Genomic DNA, 21,459 nt, shown 5'->3' on the forward strand with positions numbered 1-21,459 from the left:
GGGATCCAGTCCGGGCCTTCCGCATTCCAAATTTCGCAGCGCTACGCAGGGTTGCGCAGGTAGTCCGCCAGCCGCTGCGAGGCGTCGGCCGGGGCAAATCCCGTCGCCTTGATCTTGTCCAGCTCCAGGACGCTGTTGAGCGGCCGGGGTGCCGCTGACTTCCCCCGGAAGTAGTCCTCGGTGGAGATGCCGGTGACATCCCCGCGGGCCGCCCCCACCAGTTCAAAGACCTCCGCGGCGACATCCGCCCAGGACTGGGGCTCGCCGTCGTTGGTCAGGTTGTAGGTGCCATAAGGGGCCCTGACCTCCAGGAGGTGCCTGATGCCGGCGGCAAGGTCCTCGGCAAACGTCAGCCTGCCCACCTGGTCATCGACCACCGTCGGGGCAACTCCCTTGGCCGCCAGCGCGGCCATGGTGCGGACAAAGTTGCCGCCTTCCCCAATGACCCAGCTGGTGCGGACGATGTAGTGGCTGGGGACCACGCTGACGGCGGCGTCCCCTGCGGCCTTCGTCTGGCCGTAGACGCCCAGCGGCGCGGGCCCCTCATCCTCGCTGTGGCTCTTCAGGGAGCCGTCAAAAACGTAATCGCTGGAGACGTGCACCAGCACCAGCCCGTAGCGCGCCGAAACCTTGGACAGTTCAGCGACGGCCGTGACGTTGAGGGCCCACGCCGTGCGGCGGCCCTCCTCCGTTTCCGCCTCGTCCACCGCGGTATAGGCCGCCGCGTTGATGATGGCGGTGTACCGCCGCCAGTTCCGGCTGGCAAAAGACGCCGGATCGGCCACATCGAATTCACTCCGGTCAGCGAACTCCACGCTCGTATCGCCGGCGTAGGCAGCCCGCAGTGCCTTGCCCAGTTGTCCGCCCGCCCCCAGCACCAGCGTCCGCCGCGGCGGCATCGGGACGACGTCCGCCAGCCGGGGGTGGGCCTTGTCCTTCTCGGAGAGCTCGGCCTGGTCCAGGGGAATGGGCCAGGGAATGGCGACGGTCTCGTCCGCGAGGTTCAGGAAGGTGTATTCCGCATCCGCGGACCAGTGGTCGTTGACCAGGTAGACGTAGGAGGTGTCGTCTTCCAGGGTCTGGTACGAGTTGGCGACGCCGCGCGGAATGTAGATCGCCTTGCCCGCATCCAGTTCCGCGGTGAAGACCGTGCCGAAACTCGGGCCTTCCCGCAGGTCCACCCAGGCACCGAAGATCCGTCCGGTGGCCACCGAGACGAATTTGTCCCAGGGCTCGGCATGGATGCCCCGGGTGGTGCCGGCCTTGTCATTGAAGGAGATGTTGTTCTGGACCGGCCCGAAATCGGGCAGGCCGGCGGCCAGCATCCGTTCGCGCTGCCAGTTCTCTTTGAACCAGCCGCGGTTGTCCCCGTGGACCGGAAGGTCGAGAAGGAGGACCCCCGGGATGGGGGTCTCCGTGACGGAGAGCTGTTTCTGAAACTCCATTCCTACTGGCCCTGCTCCTTGTACTTGGCTTCCGTGGCGGCCTTCTGCGGCCGCCACCAGTCCTCATTGGCCCGGTACCAGGCAATGGTGTCCTCAATGCCGGCGTCGAAGTTTGAGAACTGCGGGCTCCAGCCCAGTTCAGTGCGGAGCTTGGAGGAGTCGATCGCGTAGCGCATGTCATGACCGGGCCGGTCGATCACGTGGTCATACGCGTCCCGCGGCTGGCCCATGTGCGCCAGGATCAGTTCCACGACTTCCTTGTTGTTCTTCTCACCGTCAGCGCCAATCAGGTAGGTTTCCCCGATCAGGCCCTTGTCAATGATCGCCAGCACCGCCGAGGAGTGGTCATTGGCGTGGATCCAGTCCCGGACGTTCTCGCCCTTGCCGTACAGCTTCGGGCGGATCCCGTCGATCACGTTGGTGATCTGGCGCGGAATAAACTTTTCCACGTGCTGGTACGGGCCGTAGTTGTTCGAGCAGTTGCTGATCGTCGCCTGCAGCCCGAAGGACCGGACCCAGGCCCGTACCAACAGGTCCGAACCGGCCTTGGTGGAGGAATACGGGCTCGAGGGGTTGTACGGGGTGTTCTCGGTGAACCGCTCCGGATCATCAAGTTCCAGGTCGCCGTACACCTCGTCCGTCGAGATGTGGTGGAAGCGCTTGTTGTGCTTCCGGGCCGCCTCGATCAGGGTGTACGTGCCGATGATGTTCGTGTCCAGGAACGGACGCGGGTCCTGCAGCGAGTTGTCATTGTGTGACTCCGCGGCGTAATGCACCACCACGTCGTGGGCGGCCACCAGCTCATCCACCAGCGGCTGGTCGCAGATATCGCCCTTGACGAACGCGAAACGGTCGGCCGGAAGATCCTTAAGCGACTCCAGGTTGCCCGCGTACGTGATCTTGTCAAGGACCGTCACGAAGTTGTCCGTCGTGGACATAACGTAGTGGACAAAATTGGAGCCGATGAAGCCGGCGCCGCCGGTTACTAGTAGTCGCTGCATAGTTTCAAAGGTTACCGGATTTGGCCGATGCACGAGTTAGCAGGAAAGATGGGCAGTATGCGCGGAATCATTTTGGCCGGCGGTACCGGCTCAAGGCTCCATCCGATTACACTCGGCGTCAGCAAGCAGCTGATGCCGGTCTTCGACAAGCCGATGATCTACTACCCGCTCTCCACCCTGATCCTGGCCGGCATCCGGGACATCCTGATCATCACCACCCCGCACGACGCCGAGCAGTTCGAGCGGCTCCTGGGCGACGGCTCGCAGTTCGGTATCAGCCTCACGTACAAGCAGCAGCCCTCCCCTGACGGTCTGGCACAGGCCTTCGTGCTCGGAGCCGAGCACATTGGCGACGAGCCTGTCGCGCTGGTTCTTGGTGACAACATTTTCTACGGACCGGGAATGGGCACCCAGCTGCGCCGTTTCGAGAACATCCAGGGCGGCGCCGTCTTCGGCTATTGGGTGTCCGACCCGAAGTCGTACGGTGTTGTGGAGTTCGATGCCAGCGGCAAGGCCATCTCGCTTGAGGAGAAGCCGGCGAAGCCCAAGAGCCACTACGCCGTGCCGGGCCTCTACTTCTACGACAACGACGTCGTCGAGATCGCCCGGAACCTCAAGCCGTCACCTCGCGGCGAGCTTGAGATCACGGATGTCAACCGGACCTATCTCGAGCGCGAAAAGCTCCAGGTCGAGATCCTCCCCCGCGGCACTGCGTGGCTCGACACCGGAACGTTCAACGACCTCAATGACGCGTCCAACTTCGTCCGGACGACGGAGAACCGCCAGGGACTGAAGATCGGCGCCCCTGAAGAGATCTCCTGGCGCCTGGGCTTCCTCAGCGACGATGAGCTCCGCGAACGTGCCGAACCGCTCATGAAGAGCGGCTACGGAAGCTACCTCCTCGGGCTGCTGGAAAACGGTCGTTGATCCAGGCGCCGGGGCGTCGACGACAGGATCTTGACAGCGCGGCCGACGAACGCCCGGCTGACCGTGCGACCGGAACCAGCCGGCGTCGAACGTTCTGGTGGGCTTTCCTGGTCCTCATGGGCCTTTCCAGCGCCTGGACCTTTGCCACCCCGCTGATGGGGGTGCCCGACGAACCCGCCCACGTCATCAAGGCTGCCGCCGTGGTCCGCGGCGAACTCACTGGCCGTGAAATGCCGGGCGGCGGCGCGTTCCAGCTTGTTACGGTGCCGGCCGGCATCGGCTATTACGACACATTCGGCTGCTTCGCCCAGAAGAAGGACACGCCGCCGTCCTGCGTCCCGCCGTTCAGCGGCGACCGGAGCGCCCTGGCGGACGCCCGGACCTCCGCCGGCAACTACAACCCGCTCTACTACGCCGTTGTCGGGCTGCCGTCCCTTCTGAACAACGGCGCGGCCGCCGTGTACGGGATGCGGCTCGTCAGTGCCCTGCTCAGCTGCCTGTTCCTCGCCTCTGCCTTTTCGGCGCTCTCCGGGCTGCGGCGCCGGAAATGGGCGGTGGCCGCCACAGCCGCCGCGATGACACCGATGGTGCTGTTCCTCAACGGGGCCGTGAACCCGAATTCCCTGGAATACGCCACCTCGGCCGCCCTGCTGGCCCACCTGGTGCTGCTGCTGGAGCGTTCGGCTGAACCGGGCGCCTACCGGCGCTTAGTCCCCGTCATCACAGCGGCCGCCTGCGTCCTGGCGAACACCAAAGGCCTGTCCCTGCTCTGGCTGGCGCTGATGGCCGTCACAGCAGGCATTCTTGGCACCTGGCCGCAGATCAGGGCGTTGAGCCGCAACGCCTGGGTGTGGGCCGGGACCGCGGCGATTGGGTTGTCCTGCGCCTTCGCGCTCTACTGGCTCACGCGGCATGACAGCCTCTCCAGCAATCCCTTCGAAGCGGCAGGTTCCTCCCCGCTCACCGGCGCAGAGATCATGCTGGACCGGACTTTTGACTACGCCACGGGATACGTCGGACAGTTTGGCTGGCTGGAGGTGCCGGCGCCGATGGGGGCGTTTGTGCTCTGGCTGGGGCTCGGCGCGGCGCTCGTGATGGCCGCCGTCGTGCTGGCCAGGGGCCGCGGGCGGAGCGCAACGGTCTTCCTGCTCGCCGCCCTGCTACTGCTTCCGCCGCTGCTCCAGGCCGAGGCTGTCCGGACGATCGGAATCGTCTGGCAGGGCCGGTACATCCTCGCCGTCTTCGTCCCGCTGCTGATGGTCTGCGGCATCGCGCTGGACCGGATGGATGCCCGCGGGTTCTCGCCGCAGGCCGCGGCGATCCTCAACGCCACGGCAATCCTCGTTGCCGTCTTCCAGTTCTGGACCTTCGCGCACACCCTGCGGCGCTATGTGACAGGATGGGCGGTCGACCGCCGCTGGTTCGAGATGATCACCAACCCGTCCTGGCAGCCCCCGGGCGGCACGCTGCTGTGTCTTGCCGGCTTCGCCGTGATGCTGGTCCTGGCGCTGTGGCTGCTGCGCCGGGCTGTCCGCGCGGAACGCCGGACGGACCTCCCGGCCTGAGGCCTGACCTCATCGGACGGCGTAGACGTAGGCAGGCTTTCCCTGCCACTGAAGTTCAGAATCCAAGGTCAGGCACGCTGCTTCGAGCGGCCGCGAGGAGATGATCCTGTCGAGGTTCTGCCAGGCACCCTTGAGCGTGCAGGGATCGATGCCGACCCCGACGGCGTCGAAGTCGTTCGTCTCGTAGGACGTCGGCTGGCCCGGAGCCCACGCGAAGAAGATGTAGCCGCCCCCGCGGTTCCACTTGTTGGCAAATTCCGAGGTGGGATCCAGCTTCTGCCACGCCGCCACGTCCGGGCCGGACCGCTGGAGTCCTGAGAGGGACGGCATCCCGTTGGCCAGCAACAGGGTGTTCAGCGACGGGCTGTCAGCTGCCCAGAGCTTCCCCTCGGCCCTCGCCGCAGGCGCCTGTGCCGCCACTGCCTTGGCGGTGTCAGAGGCCCGCAGATCGCCCAGGCCAGCAAGTACCGGGTTCGCCCGTGCCACGGGCAGGGCTGCCAGGACGACGCAGAGCGCCAGGGGCCACAGCCGCTGGGGGTATTTCGTCACGGCAGCGACCGCCACGCCGACCGCGGCCGACACCAGGAGTATGAGCGTGGTCGACAGCGACGGCAAATCCGACGCCTTCAGCAACGACGCCGCGTACCCTGAGGCAAGGCCGCAGGCCGCGCCGGCCAGGAGCGGCACGCGCCATGTCACCGGCGGGGACCACCGGCTGAGCAGGAGGCCCACGAGGATCACCGCGAGCACGCCCACCACCTGGGCTGCCCTCGGCGGCGTGACGAGGTTCAGCAGCGGGAATTTCTGGCTCATGGGGCCAAGGTCCAGGCTGATCCAGACGATCCACATCGCGGACCACGTTCCGAACGTCCATTCGACGATGTTGTCCCGGAAGGTCAGCCGCCATTGTGCGGCCAGCAGGATGATGAGGATCCACACGAAGAACACGGTGAAAGAGGATGACAATTCGCTCGCATTGATGCCGACCGGTTCGCTGTACTGCAGCGGCCCCAGGGCCGGAGCCCCGAGAATACGGCCCAGCGGCTGGGCATCCGATTCCACCCGCCGCGAGCCCGGATAGACCGTGCTGAACAGGGCCTGGAGTCCTTCCCGGTTCTCAAACAGCGTTCCAGCGCCAAAGACCACGGCAGTGCCACCGGTGATGAGCACCGATTTCAGCCGGGGTGCCCAGCCGCCGCCGCGGAGCAGGATCCACAGCGTCGAGCCGATCAGGACCGGGAGGCCGAGCAGCAGGGACCACGGCGCATAGAAGCTGGGCAGGCCCGCGATCAGGATGCCCCCGAGGACCGCCATCCCGGCCGGGGCCAGCCGCTGTCCCTTCCCGAAGCGCTGGAAGGCGGCGATCATGAGCACGCAGCCGCCCAGCGTGTAGGCGATCAGGGCTACTGGCATCAGGGACCACCACGCGCTCGACGGCGACAGCACAATCAGGATCGCGGCGAACCAACCGAAGCGGCGGGAGCGGCCGAGCTGGTGGAACCAGGTCGGCATGGCCAGCAGCAGGATCAGCGACGGGAGCCACCAGTGCGCGGCGAAGAGCATCTGCTCGGGAACGACCGCGGCGGCACGGAGCATGGTCGAGTCGAAAAAGACGAACTGCTCAAAGAAACCGTCGGTCGGGAACCGGTGCACCAGATCGGCCCGCGCGGCGAGCGGACTGAGGCTCGGGGCGCCGTGGGTCGCCAGGATGGAGATGACAATGGCCGAAAAGGCGTGGATCTCATCGGACCGGATCGGCCGGGACTTGCCGAACTGCCAGCCCAGCGGGTTGGCGGGATCCTGCCGAAGTTCTGAAATGCCAACATTGGACGTCGTGATGCCGAACAGCACGAGGGCCACGAAGACCAGCACCGTGATCAGGCGCGCCAGACGGTCATTGACACAAACCCAGCGGTGGAAGCTGCGGCCCGCATCGGCAACAGGCGTGGGAAATCTCATTTTCAACTAAGTTCCTCCGTGCGCTCCACACCATCGCGCGCACGTCCATCCGGACGTGCTGCTGGGAGGCTGATAGTCAGATTAATCCTGGCGATCACTCAGTGGGCCGCTGCGGCTGCCATTCTGTCGCAGCCGACGGAGCGGCCGGCGCGTCCCGGCCCGCATCGCCGGCGGCAGACGACAGGGCCTCGACCTTGCGTTCGAGCTCTTCAAGCCGGACGCGGCCGATGGCGGCTTCCTCGGACAGGGTGCGCGCCTCTTCTTCAAGAACGGATACCTCCCACGAGAGGTGCAGGGCGACGCCGGTCAGGAAGATGATGCCCATCGCGAAGAGCAGATTGGACGGCACCTGCACGCCGAACAGGGCAGTGACCCCCCGCAGCATGCCTGGGATCGCCGTAAGCACAAGGCTGGCGATACCGACCAGCAGCCACAAAAAGGCGTACTTTTCCCGCAGGCCCTTGCCGCGGAGCAGGAACACGACGCTGCCCAGGACAAGCAAGGAGAAGATGAGGGCTGCAATGCTTTCCACGGTCAGATATCGCTTTCGTGAGGTGTGCGGGCTTTGCCGCGGGTCATGGCAAACAGCAGTGCCAACAATGACCGGACCAGGTAGATCGCCGACTTGGCCGGGTTGTGGCTGGGCTGCCCGCCCTGACGGGGCCGCATCTCGACTCCGGTCTGCGAAACGACGCACCCTGAGCGGATCGCCACTACGAGCGAGTCGATCGTGTCGCCCAGGTACTCGGCGGGATAATGCTTGAGGTACTGGGAAATCGCGCGGACGTTGCCGGCGCGGAACCCTGAGGTCACATCCGTCAGCTCTGTGCCGGCGATCCGGGAAATCACGGCAGCGAGCAAGCGCATCGCCCATTTCCTGGGTCCGCTGACTGTGTACTGCCCTTTCTCCGCGAACCGGGCCCCGATCGAAATATCTGAATGCTCCAGGCCGGCAATCACCGACGGAATATCCTTGGGGTCGTGCTGCCCGTCCGCGTCCACCTGCACGACGGCGTCGTAGCCCATCCGGTGCGCGTACTTAAACCCGGCCCGCATCGCGCCGCCGACACCGAGGTTGAAGGGCAGCCGAAGGACATGCGCACCGGCGGCCTCGGCAAGTTCCGGGGTGCCGTCGTCGGAACCGTCGTCAACGACGAGAACGTCGTAGTCCCGCCCGAGGTCGAGGACCTCCCGGACGGTGTTGCCAATGCAGTCCCGCTCGTTCCACGCCGGCATGATCACCAAGACCCTGGTCGCGGCTGGAAAACGCACTTTGCTCCCGACTTCTGTCATGTTGCTACTTCGTCCCCTCATGTACTGTTTCCGGCTTCCCCGACGGATCCCGGCGTGAACGCCGCATGGCCACAAAGCTCCAGCCCAGCATTCCTGCGACGGCGACAGCCCAGACAGGAATGCCGATCCGCCAGCCGGGCGGCTCGAAGCTGACGGTGATGAGCTTGCCCTGGGCATCTGACGGGATTTCCAGCCCGAGCAGGTACCCGCCCACGGGACGCTCCATCAACGCTGCCCCATCCACGGTGTAGCCCGGCCAGGGCAGCCGGCTGAGGGCAGCACGGCCGCCCCCAGCCGGAACCTCATCGACCTTGAGCACGATTTTGGTGTCGTCCCTGGAGACCTCGGTCAGGCGGGTGCCGGGCTGGCTCCAGCTCAGGCCGCCGGCCGGGCCAAGAGGTATGTCCCGGCTCCACAGCACGGTTCCATCGGTCTCTGCGGCAACGTGCCAGCCGGCAGGAACGGGGGGGATCTCCAATCCCTCTTTCCGCGAGACGTAGTTGTTGGACGCCATGGCCACCTGCGGCCGGTTGAACGACTCCTTGAGGATCTGCACATTGTCGATGTGCATCTCATCAACCAGCATCAGGCCCGTTTCCGCACGGCGGTGGAAGAGCCGCTCCGCCAGCTCCGGGCACGTGCCGCCCAAATAGCGCAGGCACAGGAGCTCGTTGAACTTCGAGAAACCTACCAGCTGGTAGCGGTTCATCACGCTGGCGTCGCTGAGGTACCAGGCATTGGCCATGAGGGTCTGTTCCCACGTCGCCTTCTCCTGCGGGTAGTCCAGTGCGTCACCGACAACCAGGACGTCGTTCTGGACACCCTTGAGCACGCCCTTGTACGTGGAGACATCTGCCGGCTGGTTGGCGATGGAGAGGCCGCTCTTGGCGGACGTCCGGTGCTGCAGCAGGGTGGTGGCGGTCGTAGCCAGCATCACACCGATGGCGATCAGCGACAGGGCGCTCAGGCCGAATTTGTTCCAGCGGTGCGACTGCGCTTCAGGATGGTTCAGGAGCCACCACAGGGCCGTGAGCGCTCCCGCGACGAGGACGGCCGCAACAAGAATCGTGAAATAACGCGATGGGACCTGCGCCCAGCCGAGGTACGATCCGAGCACTACGAGGCCTAGCGCGAAAAACAGCGACGGGCGCCCGATATGCGGCCGCCGTGCGCGTGCGAGTGCCACGATCACCAGGAGCACCGCCCCGGTTGCCACATACGGCATGAACCGGGCGGGATACCGGAGGGGCCCGATCGTCGTCGGCAGAAGGACGAAGGCGACGGCGGCGGCCAGGAAGAAGAAGAGGTCGCGCAGCTCGGGGGTCAGCTTCTTGAATCGGCTCCAGCTCACGAAGGCGATCGCCGGCAGGAACCACGCGATGTACGCAGCGGGGCTGGTGGCGCCCGTCCCGGGCCACCACCACGAGAGAAGCTGGGGATACGCGGTGGCGATCGGTGCCATGAGCAGACTGTTGAAATCGATGCTCATATAATCGTCGTTGGAAATGCCGGTGGTTCCACGCGTTGTCACCGCCGCGGTCAGCACGCCGGGCAGGAACACGACAACGGCCACGAGTCCCATCGAAACACCGGTCACCGCGATGCGGATCGCCGGGCGCCAGGCCTTGCGGATCAGGGTTTCAACACCAACGGCGAGCAAAATGAATCCGATCGCGACGGTGCCGGCCACATAGCCCACGGTGACAATGAGGTACCCGGTGACGAAAGCCCAGAACGGGTTCCTCTTGCCGACCATCAGTTGTCGCAGTTCGGCCCAGAAGAAGGGGAAGATGGCCCACACGAGCGCCCCTGTCACCCACGAGGGTGCATCGAAGTACATCGTGAAGCCGTTCAGCGGTACGGCAATACCGGCGACGAAGGCCCACTCCGGGGACAGCGAATAGCTCCGGGCCAGGACGAAGGTCCCCATGCCGGCCACCACCAGCATGATGACCTTCAGGACAGTGGTCAGGACCACCGTATTCGGGCTGATGTACGCCAGGACGCCGAAAAGCATGACCAAAGGGTTCCAGGTGCCCCATTGTCCCTCGGCAATGTAATTTCCGCTCGACCAGACTGCCGGGTTGAGGACCGGAACCTTCCCCTGGAAAAGGCTTTCACCAAGGTGGTACCAGACCCCGTAGGCGCCGTTTTCGGTGTCGTCCTGAAAATAGAAGCGGCCGTAGAATATGAGCGGAATGAGGCTCAGCACCAACACTGATCCGGCGGTCAGCAATAGCCATTTCCTGTTGCGCGACGAGGACGATAGGGAAGGCTGCAATTCACGATCCGTTCAGTTTGGGCATACGTCCACCGCAGGACGGCGCGCGAGGGACAGGTTCATATTACCCGAGTGGACCTTCCCGGGCTCCAAACAACGGCCCCGGCACGGCGCGGACCGGCTCCACCGGAGAGCCCCTGCGACAACGGTGATGACAGGAGCCGGTAGAATCTCCTGATATGACACTCGCTCAACCAGAGACCAACTCGACGCCCCATCGCATATCCGTGGTCATCCCCGTATACCAGGGCGAGAAGACTCTGGTCGGAGTGGTCAATGAACTTCTCCCGTATCGGGAAGTGTCAACCACCAAGGGCGGACACGATTACGTGGTCTCGGAAGTCCTGCTGGTCTTCGATCACGGACCCGACAATTCCGCCGCCGTTATCCGGTCCCTCACGAGTTCCATTGACATTGTCCGTGGCGTCTGGCTGAGCCGGAACTTCGGGCAGCATGCTGCCACCCTGGCCGGAATGGCCTCCGCCGGCGGCGACTGGGTTGTCACCATGGATGAGGACGGCCAGCATGATCCCGCGGCCATCGCGGATCTGCTCGACACCGCCATGGCCGAGAACGCTTCCGTCACGTATGCGATGCCCAGCAACCCGGCCCCGCACGGTGTCCTCCGGAACATGGCGTCCAAGAGTGCCAAGCGCACGGTTCGTTTCCTGCTCTCCAGCGACGATGCCACGAGCTACCAGAGCTTCCGCCTGGTGACCGGCGAAGTCGCACGCTCCGTGGCCGCCTATGCCGGCCACGGTGTCTACCTCGACGTCGCCATGGGCTGGATTGCCGATAAGACGGCGACCTGCCCGGTGATGCTGCGCGAGGAGGGCGACCGCCGCTCGGGTTACCGCCTGCGCTCATTGCTCTCCCATTTCTGGCGCATGGTGATCTCCAGCGGCACACGCGGGCTTCGCATGGTCAGCCTGGTCGGAGCCGTCTTCGCGCTCGCGGGCATCGGACTCGCCATCTACTTCGTGATCGCGTACCTGACCGGCCACGGAGCCGGACAACAGGGCTGGACCTCGACCATGGTGGTGCTGCTTGTCAGCACCGGGGCCATCCTTTTTGCCCTGGGGGTCATCGCGGAATACGTGGGCGTGAACGTGAATATGGCCATGGGGAAGCCCGCATACCTGATTGTGAGCGATCCGGCATTGGGCCCGCTCGGCAAGACCGTGCACAAGGCGCCGGCCACGTTGCCCTCCGGCCCGGTGGCTGATGCAGGCTAGGCCCACTTGGGTGGTTGGCGCCGGTGGACTCCTCGGCAAAGCCGTCGTCAGAGAACTCCAGTCCCGCGGTGTCCCTGTGCTGACCAGCACAATCCCCTGGTCCGATCCGGAGTCTGCGCTCGAAGCGTTCCGGGCGGGTGCCGAACGCCTCCGTGAAGCTGCTGCTTCAGGGCCGTGGACGGTTGCCTGGTGCGCAGGAGCAGGTGTCACCGGAACCTCACCCGAGGCCCTCGAAGCGGAGCTCTCCCTGTTCGCCCAGGCTCTTGAAGTGTTCGAGGAAATACTCTGCGACGCCGGCGGGCAGGACGGGGCAATGTTCCTGGCGTCCTCCGCCGGCGGGGTGTATGCCGGGTCCAGCACGCCACCCTTCACCGAGCACAGCCCGGTGCAGCCGCTGGCACCCTACGGCTTCGCTAAACTCCGCGCCGAAGCAGCGGTCGCCGACTTCGCGCGGCGTACCGGGGTCCGGACCCTTGTTGGCAGGGTCAGCAACCTGTACGGCCCGGGCCAGAACCTGCGGAAGCCGCAAGGACTTATCTCGGTGTTCGCCAAGGCGCACCTGACGGGCGCGCCGGTATCGGTCTACGTGTCGCTGGACACCCTCCGGGACTACCTTTTCGTCGACGACGCGAGCCGGCTGGTCGCGGACGGGCTGGACCGCCTGGTGCGCCCCGACGTCCACCCGGGCGAGACAGTGGTCAAGATTCTGGCATCGCAGCGGGCCGACACCATCGGCAACCTCATCGGGGCCTGCCGTGCGATCTTCAAGCGCCGCCCGCTGATCATTCTGGGCGCCTCCCCGTTCGCGAAGGCCCAGGCGCATGACCTCCGTTTGAAATCCGTCGTCTGGCCGGAGCTTGACGCGCATCCAGTGACGCCGCTTGCGGTTGGGATCAACAACACGGTCCAGGAGGTCCAGCGCCTGGCCCTCGCGGGTCAACTCTGACCCCGCCCGAAACGGCCCCCCGCACGCCCGGCCGGAGCTGCCCGTTGTGACGGCGTTGCCGCTCTTCGGTAGTCTAGGGTGTGTCTTTGCCGGTTTTCGGCCCCAAGAGTCCAAGGAATAGGTGCGTCCCATGAAGCAGCCCGAAACGCCCAAGGAGGCTGTTCCCGAGGATGCTGTCAAGGGTATCCACAATGGTCCCCCCGGTCCCCTGCTACGGCTCGTCAAGGACCAGCGTGTGGCCTTTGTGCTGGTCGGCGGCGCCAACACAGCATTCAGCACGGGACTCTTCATAGCGATTGCGTGGCTGAACCCCGGGATGCCCTCGCCTGTGGTGCTGAGTATCGCCTTCGTCGTGTCCCTTGTCGCGGTGTTCTTCGTCTACCGGAAGCTTGTCTTCCGGGTCAAAGGCCACTTCTGGCTGGACCTGGGCCGGTTCACCCTGGTCAACCTGACGATGTTCTTCACGAACATGGCGCTGCTGCTGGTAGCCCACGAGGTACTCGGATATCCCCAGATTCCGTCCCAAATCGCCATCACCTGCGTGACGGTCATCATCAACTACTTCGGCCACAAGCATTTCTCCTTCCGCCGGAGCCCTGAATCCGTGTCCCCCAAACAAGCCACCGAGGAAAGCACAACATGAGCCCCAAAGTCTCGATCGTCATTCCGGCGTACAACAATGTCCAGTACATCGAAGAGACCCTCCAGTCTGTGTTGAATCAGACCTTCGATGATTACGAGGTGGTCATTGCCGACCACTCGTCGATCGATGGCACGGATGAAGTGATTGCCCGTTTCGCGGACAACCCCAAAGTCCGTGTACTGACGCCCACGCCGACCGGGGGCGGTGCGCAGGCCAACTGGAATCGCGTCAGCCAGGCGGCTACCGGGGAATACCTCAAGCTGGTCTGCGGCGACGACCTGATCACCCCCAACGCGCTCGAACTCCAGGTCAAAGCGCTCGAAGACAACCCGGGGGCCGTGATGGTTTCGTCCCGCCGCGATCTCGTCGACGCCAATGGCGGGCTGTTCCTGAAGGGCCGCGGGCTGCAGGGCGTGGACGGCCGCGTCAGCGGACGTCAGGCCATTCGAGCCACCGTCCTCGCCGGATCCAACATCTTTGGCGAGCCTGCCTGCTCGCTGTTCAAACGCGAACTGCTGGCCAAGGAAGGCTGGTGGGACAACTCGCACCCCTATCTCATCGACGAAGCGACCCTGGTGCGCATCTGCCGCCACGGCGACTTCGTGGCGCTGCGGGAGACGCTGGCGTCCTTCCGGATCAGTGCAAGCCAGTGGAGCGTGCGGCTGGCCCGCCAGCAGTCCGACCAGGCCATTGCCTTCCACAACCAGCTCCGAAAAGACGATCCGTCGATGCTGAGCCGGCTCGACGTGGTGGTCGGAAACGCCAAGGCCATCGCCATGTCGTATGCCCGGCGCCTCGCGTACGTCCGGCTGAACCGGCGGATGGGTCATCAGCACGCCGTGCAGAGCACGGTCTAAGGAGCCCGTCCGGGCCGCCCCGGCCAGCCAGCGCGGCAGGCCGAAGCACTTCGGGGACGTATCACCTTGTGATACGTCCCCGAAGTGCTTTCACCCGAAGGCCGTTAACCTGAAGTTCCCCGGCCACAGCAGCCCTGCCGCCGTGAGGAGGCAGCTGCCTAGCTGGTTGCTCCTTCTGCGGGAACTGCCTCTGCTGCGGGAACGGCTGCTTCTGCGGACCCTGTGCGCGTGCGGCGCCTCCGCCTGCGGTGCAGGACCAGTTCTGCGACACTCCACACCGCCGTGACCCCGACCGCCAGAATGATGGAGCCGACGGCCACCGGCCATCCGGGCGGTTCGAAGTGCACAGTGACGGTTTTTCCCCCCGAGCCGGCGGGGATGTCCAGTTCGAGAAGGTAGCCGCGGAGCGGCGCCGCGAGAACTGCCCCCTTGGCGTTGTATCCCGGCCACGCCAGTCGGCTGAGCACGGCCTTTCCCGGCGCGTCGCCCATCCGGTCCACCCGGATCACAACCTCCTGGTTGCTTTCCGAGACCAGTGAAAGGGCTGTTCCCTCTGACGACCAGACAAGCTGGCCGGTGTTGAGCCGGGGTTGATCCCGGACCCACACAACCGAGTCCGCGGACCTGCCGGCCTCGTGCCAGCCGTTCGGAGCGGCGCCGTTAAGGGCCCCGCCGGACCCGGGGTCCGGATCGCGAAGGATTTGGACCGTGTCGATGGACAGCAGATCGGCCAGGACCTTGCCGGTCGTGGCGTCCGTCTCGAAGAGCTTCCCGGCAGCCGCTGCACAGGTCCAGCCGTGGCTTGAGATGCACAGATCCTCGGCATATTTGGCGAACATGATGGGCGAATACAGGTTCTGGACTTCGGCGGTATTCAAGTACCAGGCGTTCGATGCCAGCGTCTCGTTCCAGATCTCCGGTCCCAGCCTGGTGGGATCGCCCACAATGAACGTGCCGCCCTTTGCTTCGGGGAGCTGGCGGGAGTAGCTGCCCGGGGTATCCGGCATCCGGTAGTCGGGCAGCGGCGAGGACTTGAAGGCCACGTGCTGCCCCGCGGCGATGACCATGCTCACGAGCACCACCCCGCCGGCCAAGGCCACCGGCCCCTTGAGCCCGGGCCGCAGGCGGGGGGAATACAGGAAGAAGAGCAGGCCCGCGATTCCCCCGACCGCCAGCCCCCCGAAGAGCGCCGCCATTCGGAAGGACGGGAACTGGCTCCAGGCGAGGTACAGCCCGGACAGCACAATCGCGGCTGTGACGATCACGCGTCCGCGGCTCAGGTCGGGGACCCTGAAACGGGAGACGATGACCGCCAGCGCCAGCAGGACGGCCAGGGAGACGTAGGGCATGATCCTGATGGGGAAGCGCAGAGGCCCCAGATCGCTGGGCGCCAATGTCAGGGCCAGGGACAGCAGACCCACCACCCAGAGCGCTGTCAGCTCCCTGCTGGCTGCCTTGACTTTGGCGTAGTCCACGACCGCGAGGACCGGGAGGAACCACGCCACGTAGAGCAGGGGCACCGTCGCGAACCCGCCCCACCAGCCGGTGACCTGGGGAAGGCTGCCCGGCACCCAGGCGGTAAACAGTCCGGTCAGGTCCGGCGTCAGGAATCCGCTGTTGGCGATTCCGCCGGAGCGTGCCGTCACGGGGGCGGTGAGAACGCCGGGGAGGTACACCGCCGTCGCGATGAGTCCGCACACCAGGCCGGCGAGGAGCAAGCGGAGGACAGCCCTGCGGCCGGCGTGCAGCCATGCCTCCAGCAGCAGGCCGGCAAAGACGATGACCAGCATGAGTGTCCCGTGGACGTAGCCGATGGTTATGAGCACATAGGCCGGGGCCAGCGCGATGAACGGGTTGCCTTCCGCAAACGCCATCCGGCGCAATCCGAACCAGGTGAGGGGCAGGAGGCTGAACACCATGAGTCCGGTGACCCAGGATGCTGCGTCGATGTAGACGGTGAATCCGGTCAGGGTTACCGCGACTCCGGCGATGGCCGCCCATTCCGGCCCGGCCTTGTAGCTCCGGGCCAGCAGAAACGTGCCGGCTGCCAGGACGCAGAGGAAGATGATCTTCAGGACCGTCGAAAAGACGACAATGTTGGCCGAGCGGCTCGCGACCCAGCCGATCAGGAGAATGAGCGGGTTCCAAATCCCCCATTGGCCTTCGGCGGCGTAGTTGCCGGCCCCCCAGGCACTGTCGCTGAAGAGCGGCCACTCCCCTGCGCTGAGTTTGGTGCCAATTTCGAACCAGATGCCGAACGCCCCGGCCTGGGTATCGTCGTAATAGTAGAACCTGTTATTGGTGATCAGCGGAATCAACGAGCCGAGGAAGGCAGCGGCCACCGTTGCGCTCAGCCACACGAGATCGCTGCGCTTACGCAAGTGAGTCACAAACTGTCCTCGGATTCCGCGTGCGCCGACCTCCGCCGCAGCTCTGCCACGACAGCGTGCACCTCCCCGTCCATGACGACTTCCCCGTGTTCGAGCAGGACTCCCCGCTCACAGACGGTGGCGACCAGGTCCAGGTCGTGGCTCACGACAAACAAGGTCTTCCCCATGTCCGAGAGTTCCTTGATCTTCGCGATGCACTTGCGCTGGAAGGGCTCGTCCCCCACCGCGAGAATCTCGTCGATCAGGAAGACCTCCGGATCCGTGTGCACGGCGATGGAAAACGCCAGCCGCAGGTACATGCCGGAGGAATAGAACTTGACCTCGGTGTCGATGAACTCGCCGATTTCGGAGAATTCCACGATCGAGTCGAACTTCTCGTCGATCTGTTTCTCGGTCATGCCGAGGATGGCGCCGTTGAGGTAGACGTTGTCCCGGCCGCTGAGGTCGTGGTGGAAGCCTGCGCCGACTTCGATGAGCCCGGCGACGCGGCCGCGCGTGCGCACGGTGCCGCCGTCGGGCTGCAGGACTCCGGAGATGAGCTTCAGGAGGGTCGATTTCCCGGAACCGTTGAGTCCCATGAGCGCCACTGTCTCACCCTGCTTGACCTCGAGGGAGACATCCTTGAGGGCCAGGAACTTCTTCGAGAGGTCCCCTTTGCGGCCCTTGGCCAGCCAGACCAGCGCTTCCTTGAGGGAACGGGTGTGGCGCAGGACGAACTGCTTCCGGAGGTCGATGCAGCTGATCGCTACATGGCCGTGCGAGGTCATGTCAGAGCTCCTGTGCGAAGTGGACGGCGAGCCGGCGGAACGTGAATTGCCCGAGGAACAGCACCGCAAGGGTGGTCAGCAGGGCAACGGGCAGCCAGAGCGTCAGCATTCCCGGGGGCGTGGCGTCGTTGACCAGCTGGCCGCCTCTGAGCGTCGGTTCCCAGAAGGCCCAGTGGAAGACCTCGACGGCGACCGTCATCGGGTTCAGCTGGTAGATCCAGAACCATTCGCCCATCACTTTTTGGACCATCGACCAGAGGTAGAGCACCGGGGAGGCCCAGGTGACCACCATGACGATCATGTCCACGATGTTTTCGGAGTCCCGGAAATAGACGTTGACGGCGCCGAACAGCAGCCCGAGGCCCGTGCCCAGGACGGCGACCATCACGAAGATCAGGATCACCGCGGCCAGCTGAAGGACCGACGGCGTCCATCCCACCACCAGGCAGGCGCCGACAAGCACCAGCAGCTGGGGCAGGAAGTGTGCCGCGGAAACCCAGACCGTGGCCACCGGGAAGAGCTCGCGCGGCAGGTAAATCTTCCGGATCAGGTCCCTGTTGTCCACGATCGAGCGGGTGGCGTTGGACAGCGACTCGGTGAAGAAGTTCACCAGCACAATGCCGGAGAACAGGTAGATCGCATAGTTGGGCGTCCCCCGCTGGAGGTTCAGGAAGATGCCCAGCGCCACGAAGTAGATAAGGAACTGCACGAGCGGCTTCACGTAAGACCACATCAGGCCCAGCACCGAGCCGCGGTAGCGTACCTTGATTTCCTTGCGCACCAGCAGCTTCAGGAGGAACCGGTGGCCGTAAACGTCCAGGAGCCCGTGCCCGCTTCCGGGCTTAACCAGCTGGTCGGTCTGACCTGCCATTTAGTCGCCGTCCTTGGAGTTCGCCTCGAACGTCTTCTTCCAGGCGTCGAAGGAGCTGATCTCCGCGACGGCGGACCGGTACTGCTGGGCGAGTTTGTCCCAGTCCCGGAACAGCTTCGCATGCAGCATGGCCGTTTCCGTCAGCATGGACTTGAGCTTCTTCGGGTCGCGCTGGTACCAGGATGCACCCGTGCCTTCGGCGTTGGACACCACGACACTGTCGTAGTGGGCCACGCGGTACCAGCGGTTGTCCCGGTGTGCCAGATAGCCCTGGGGCCGCTCGGCACTTTCCGGGCCGGGCGCTTTGATCAGCTGGCGCGCAACCGTCTTGATGCCCCACGGGATGAGCTGCTTCTTGCTGGGCAGCCCCACCACGGTCCCGCCCATCGGTCCGCGGCCGATCTTGGGCGCCGGGAAATCATCGACGTCGTCCTTCAGCTGGGCGTCCGGGTAGTCGGCCTTGAGGGCGTTGATTTCCGGCAGCTTGGTGCCGAGCACCTTGTGGAGGTCGTCAGGGCCCTTCAGGAGGTCGCGCAGCGCGTCGATATGTCCGTGCTCGGTGAAGTACTGCATCGACACCAGGTGCTTGACGTCGGACTGGAAAGATTCCCGCAGCACCCGGCCGCCCTTGGGGTACGGGCTGTGGATCAGCGTCGTGATCAGCCGGTTCCGCGCGTGGAAGTAGGCCTGCCAGCCGACGAGGTCGTCCTTGTCGATCCACGACACGTGCCAGACGGCAGCGCCGGGCATCGAGACCGTGGCGAAGCCGGCCTCCCGTGCGCGCAGTCCGTATTCAGCGTCGTCCCACTTGATGAACAGCGGCAGTGACAGCCCGATTTCCCGGATCACCTTTGTGGGGATCAGGCACATCCACCAGCCGTTGTAGTCCACGTCCACGCGGCGGTGCAGCCACGGCGTCTGGCGCAGGTTCGCGACGCTGAAGTCGTGCCGGGTCTCCATATCGGCGTGCGGCAGGGCGGGCACGATCCGGTAGGGGTCCACGACCTCGCCGAAGGTGTGCAGGACGCTGCGGTTGTAGAGGTCGAACATGTGGCCGCCGACGATCGTCGGCTTGCGGCAATGGTCGGCGAAGGTGACCAGGCGCACGATGCTTTCGGGTTCCACGACAATGTCGTCGTCCAGGAGCAGGGCGTAGTCGCTGCCGTTCTCGACCGCCTCGTACATGCCGCGGGCAAAGCCGCCGGATCCGCCCAGGTTGGCCTGGTTGATGACCCGGAGCTTGCCGCCCAAGGCGTCCCGCACAGCCGCGAAACCCTCCTGGTCCTCGACTTTTTGCGTGCCCTGGTCAACGATCAGGATTTCCCTGACGTTGTCGAGGACGTCCGGGTTTTCCGCCAGGATGCGGGCGTTGTTCAGGCAGAAGTCAGGCTTGTTCATGGTGGTGATTTCGAGGGTGACCTGCCCCTTGGGGGCGCCGGTGTCCGCGCTCTCCCACTGGGCGCTCTCGAGCACCAGTCCATCCGCACTGGCGGCGAGATCAAACCAGTACCACCCGCCGTCGCCAAACGGCTTCAGCGACAGCTCGAACACCGAGGTGGTGTCGCCGTCGACGTGGACGCCGTCGACGCGCTGGACGGAGCCGCGGGCGTTCGACTTGTACACGGTGACCGTGCCGGTGCCGCTGGTCCGGACGACCAGCCGGATGTCCCGGACCGAAGTCCAGCGCCGCCAGTAGCTCGCGGCAAACGCATTGAAATAGGTGCCGAAAGAAATCTGCTCACCGGACCGGACGCGCATCGAATGCCGGGTGAGGAGGTCTTCGAAGTGCGCCTGCTGGCTGCCGGAGCTGAACATCTGCAGCTTGTCTTCGGGAAGCTTGGGTGTCCGGGCGAGCTCGTCGTTCTCGCGCAACCGGATGCCGCTGGCCGTCCCCGCGTCCGCGTACAGCGACACCGTGTCCGGCTGGTCCCCCGAGGGCAGGATGACGCGCTGGATCGTGGCCCAGGCTGTGGTTCCTTCAGCGGCACTCATGCGTCCACTCCTCCGCTTTCCAGGGTTGCGCCGCTTTCGAAGTGCGGGCGAATTTTGTTCTCGAACATGGTCAGGGCAGAGCCGATGGCCATGTGCATGTCCAGGTATTTGTAGGTGCCAAGTCGGCCGCCGAAGAGGACGTCCCTCTCGGCCGCCGCCAGGTCGCGGTACTTGAGCAGCCGCTCACGGTCCGCGGCGGTGTTGATGGGGTAGTAAGGCTCGTCGCCCTTCTCGGCTGCCCGCGAGAATTCGCGCATGATGACGGTCTTGTCCGTCTGGTAGTCGCGCTCCGGATGGAAGTGGCGCGGTTCGATGATCCGCGTATAGGCGACGTCGGCGTCGTTGTAGTTGACCACCGACGTGCCCTGGAAATCACCGACGTCGAGCACTTCCTCCTCGAAGTCGATGGTGCGCCAGGAGAGGTCACCCTCGGCGAAGTCAAAGTAGCGGTCGACGGGCCCGGTGTACACCACGGGGACGTTGCCGACGACCTTGTCCTTGCTGTAGTCCTGCGACTCGTCGAAGAAGTCGGTGTTGAGCCGGATCTCAATGTTCGGGTGGTCCGCCATCTTCTCGATCCAGGCGGTGTAGCCGTTCGTCGGCAGACCCTCGAAGGTGTCGTTGAAGTACCGGTTGTCGTAGTTGTAGCGCACCGGGAGGCGGGAAATGATGCCTGCGGGGAGGTCCTTGGGATCCGTTTGCCACTGCTTGCCGGTGTAGTGCTTGATGAACGCCTCGTACAGCGGCCGGCCAATGAGCTGGATGCCCTTGTCGTTGAGGTTCTGCGGATCGGTGCCGGCGAGCTCCCCGGCCTGTTCCTTGATCAGATCCTTCGCCTGTCCCGGGGTCAGGTTCGCGCGGAAGAACTGGTTGATCGTGGCCAGGTTGATCGGCAGGGAGTACACCTCGCCCTTGTGGACTCCATACACCTTGTGCACGTAGTTGGTGAATGTCGTGAACCGGTTCACGTACTCCCAGACGCGCTCGTTGGACGTGTGGAAGAGGTGCGCCCCGTAGCGGTGCACCTCGATGCCGGTCTGCTCTTCCTTTTCGCTGTACGCGTTGCCGCCGATGTGATGGCGGCGGTCGATGACGACGACCTTCAGGCCCAGCTCCGTGGCGGCCTGTTCTGCGATTGTCAGGCCGAAAAAGCCCGACCCTACGATGACGAGGTCAGCGGTCACAAACTCTCCTGATTCGAATGCGGGCAGCGCAATGTTGCGCATTGTCTGCTGCTCTAGCCTACCCGAGCGTCAAACGGAATCGGCCACGCACGCCGTCGTCCAC

At 64.9% G+C, this 21,459-nt stretch carries 17 protein-coding genes; 6 read left to right on the plus strand and 11 right to left on the minus strand.

All coding sequences use genetic code 11. The features are described from left to right. Positions 1–41 precede the first annotated feature (41 nt). Together QCD75_RS16380 and rfbB are read right to left on the minus strand one after the other, a co-directional pair. Complete coding sequence (locus QCD75_RS16380) at positions 42–1,445, minus strand: bifunctional dTDP-4-dehydrorhamnose 3,5-epimerase family protein/NAD(P)-dependent oxidoreductase (protein WP_301230353.1); 1,404 nt, start codon at positions 1,443–1,445, stop codon at positions 42–44. Positions 1,446–1,447: 2 nt separating this feature from the next. Further along, positions 1,448–2,446 (minus strand): dTDP-glucose 4,6-dehydratase, encoded by a 999-nt coding sequence (gene rfbB, locus QCD75_RS16385; protein WP_301230354.1) that lies wholly within the window; start codon positions 2,444–2,446, stop codon positions 1,448–1,450. Between the two features lie 57 nt (positions 2,447–2,503). On the opposite strand from rfbB, the gene rfbA reads away from it, so the two are divergent. Both rfbA and QCD75_RS16395 read left to right on the plus strand, forming a co-directional pair. Continuing rightward, entirely contained in the window at positions 2,504–3,373 is an 870-nt protein-coding gene (gene rfbA, locus QCD75_RS16390) for a glucose-1-phosphate thymidylyltransferase RfbA (RefSeq protein ID WP_301230355.1), read from the plus strand. A gap of 116 nt (positions 3,374–3,489) precedes the next feature. After that, a complete protein-coding gene (locus QCD75_RS16395) occupies positions 3,490–4,938 on the plus strand; it encodes a DUF2142 domain-containing protein (RefSeq protein ID WP_301230356.1) in 1,449 nt (482 codons plus the stop codon). Between the two features lie 9 nt (positions 4,939–4,947). On the opposite strand, the gene QCD75_RS16400 is transcribed toward QCD75_RS16395, so the two are convergent. The 4 genes from QCD75_RS16400 to QCD75_RS16415 form a co-directional block, all read right to left on the minus strand. Continuing rightward, positions 4,948–6,897: a DUF7657 domain-containing protein gene (locus QCD75_RS16400; RefSeq protein ID WP_301230357.1), complete on the minus strand. Its 1,950-nt coding sequence runs from the start codon at positions 6,895–6,897 to the stop codon at positions 4,948–4,950. A gap of 94 nt (positions 6,898–6,991) precedes the next feature. After that, positions 6,992–7,429 carry a DUF2304 domain-containing protein gene (locus QCD75_RS16405; protein WP_301230358.1) on the minus strand — a complete coding sequence of 146 codons (438 nt, stop codon included), beginning with the start codon at positions 7,427–7,429 and terminating at the stop codon, positions 6,992–6,994. 2 nt (positions 7,430–7,431) lie between these two features. Further along, on the minus strand, positions 7,432–8,190 hold the full coding sequence (locus QCD75_RS16410; RefSeq protein WP_301230359.1) for a glycosyltransferase family 2 protein: 759 nt from the start codon (positions 8,188–8,190) through the stop codon (positions 7,432–7,434). Between the two features lie 4 nt (positions 8,191–8,194). After that, positions 8,195–10,426, minus strand: coding sequence for a hypothetical protein (locus QCD75_RS16415; protein WP_301230360.1), 2,232 nt, complete (start codon positions 10,424–10,426; stop codon positions 8,195–8,197). Positions 10,427–10,650: 224 nt separating this feature from the next. On the opposite strand from QCD75_RS16415, the gene QCD75_RS16420 reads away from it, so the two are divergent. The 4 genes from QCD75_RS16420 (at position 10,651) to QCD75_RS16435 (ending at position 14,152) form a co-directional block, all read left to right on the plus strand. Next, positions 10,651–11,706: a glycosyltransferase gene (locus QCD75_RS16420; protein ID WP_301230361.1), complete on the plus strand. Its 1,056-nt coding sequence runs from the start codon at positions 10,651–10,653 to the stop codon at positions 11,704–11,706. A 10-nt stretch (positions 11,707–11,716) separates the two neighbouring features. Next, positions 11,717–12,652: an NAD-dependent epimerase/dehydratase family protein gene (locus QCD75_RS16425; protein ID WP_301230362.1), complete on the plus strand. Its 936-nt coding sequence runs from the start codon at positions 11,717–11,719 to the stop codon at positions 12,650–12,652. A 130-nt stretch (positions 12,653–12,782) separates the two neighbouring features. Beyond that, positions 12,783–13,295: a GtrA family protein gene (locus QCD75_RS16430; RefSeq protein ID WP_301230363.1), complete on the plus strand. Its 513-nt coding sequence runs from the start codon at positions 12,783–12,785 to the stop codon at positions 13,293–13,295. After that, a complete protein-coding gene (locus QCD75_RS16435) occupies positions 13,292–14,152 on the plus strand; it encodes a glycosyltransferase family 2 protein (protein ID WP_301230364.1) in 861 nt (286 codons plus the stop codon). Before QCD75_RS16430 ends, QCD75_RS16435 begins: the two co-directional genes overlap by 4 nt. 158 nt (positions 14,153–14,310) lie before the next feature. Here the strand turns inward: QCD75_RS16435 and QCD75_RS16440 are convergent, their stop codons facing one another. The 5 genes from QCD75_RS16440 to glf are packed head-to-tail and all read right to left on the minus strand — an operon-like array spanning position 14,311 to position 21,356. Then, on the minus strand, positions 14,311–16,542 hold the full coding sequence (locus tag QCD75_RS16440; protein ID WP_301230365.1) for a hypothetical protein: 2,232 nt from the start codon (positions 16,540–16,542) through the stop codon (positions 14,311–14,313). Then, on the minus strand, positions 16,539–17,309 hold the full coding sequence (locus QCD75_RS16445) for an ABC transporter ATP-binding protein (RefSeq protein ID WP_301230366.1): 771 nt from the start codon (positions 17,307–17,309) through the stop codon (positions 16,539–16,541). The genes QCD75_RS16440 and QCD75_RS16445 overlap by 4 nt, the downstream gene beginning before the upstream one ends. 1 nt (position 17,310) lies before the next feature. Then, positions 17,311–18,180 (minus strand): ABC transporter permease, encoded by an 870-nt coding sequence (locus tag QCD75_RS16450; RefSeq protein ID WP_301230367.1) that lies wholly within the window; start codon positions 18,178–18,180, stop codon positions 17,311–17,313. Continuing rightward, a complete protein-coding gene (locus QCD75_RS16455) occupies positions 18,181–20,172 on the minus strand; it encodes a glycosyltransferase (RefSeq protein WP_301230368.1) in 1,992 nt (663 codons plus the stop codon). After that, positions 20,169–21,356: a UDP-galactopyranose mutase gene (gene glf / locus QCD75_RS16460; RefSeq protein ID WP_301230379.1), complete on the minus strand. Its 1,188-nt coding sequence runs from the start codon at positions 21,354–21,356 to the stop codon at positions 20,169–20,171. The genes QCD75_RS16455 and glf overlap by 4 nt, the downstream gene beginning before the upstream one ends. Positions 21,357–21,459: the final 103 nt, after the last annotated feature.

Source organism: Arthrobacter sp. PsM3 (genome assembly GCF_030433895.1).
Lineage (GTDB): Bacteria > Actinomycetota > Actinomycetes > Actinomycetales > Micrococcaceae > Arthrobacter.

Coding starts and splice junctions, on each gene's coding strand:
- QCD75_RS16380 (WP_301230353.1), bottom strand. CDS start 1,445: ATGGAGTTTCAGAAACAGCTCTCCGTCACGGAGACCCCCATCCCGGGG.
- rfbB (WP_301230354.1), bottom strand. CDS start 2,446: ATGCAGCGACTACTAGTAACCGGCGGCGCCGGCTTCATCGGCTCCAAT.
- rfbA (WP_301230355.1), top strand. CDS start 2,504: ATGCGCGGAATCATTTTGGCCGGCGGTACCGGCTCAAGGCTCCATCCG.
- QCD75_RS16395 (WP_301230356.1), top strand. CDS start 3,490: ATGGGCCTTTCCAGCGCCTGGACCTTTGCCACCCCGCTGATGGGGGTG.
- QCD75_RS16400 (WP_301230357.1), bottom strand. CDS start 6,897: ATGAGATTTCCCACGCCTGTTGCCGATGCGGGCCGCAGCTTCCACCGC.
- QCD75_RS16410 (WP_301230359.1), bottom strand. CDS start 8,190: ATGACAGAAGTCGGGAGCAAAGTGCGTTTTCCAGCCGCGACCAGGGTC.
- QCD75_RS16420 (WP_301230361.1), top strand. CDS start 10,651: ATGACACTCGCTCAACCAGAGACCAACTCGACGCCCCATCGCATATCC.
- QCD75_RS16430 (WP_301230363.1), top strand. CDS start 12,783: ATGAAGCAGCCCGAAACGCCCAAGGAGGCTGTTCCCGAGGATGCTGTC.
- QCD75_RS16435 (WP_301230364.1), top strand. CDS start 13,292: ATGAGCCCCAAAGTCTCGATCGTCATTCCGGCGTACAACAATGTCCAG.
- QCD75_RS16445 (WP_301230366.1), bottom strand. CDS start 17,309: ATGACCTCGCACGGCCATGTAGCGATCAGCTGCATCGACCTCCGGAAG.
- QCD75_RS16450 (WP_301230367.1), bottom strand. CDS start 18,180: ATGGCAGGTCAGACCGACCAGCTGGTTAAGCCCGGAAGCGGGCACGGG.
- QCD75_RS16455 (WP_301230368.1), bottom strand. CDS start 20,172: ATGAGTGCCGCTGAAGGAACCACAGCCTGGGCCACGATCCAGCGCGTC.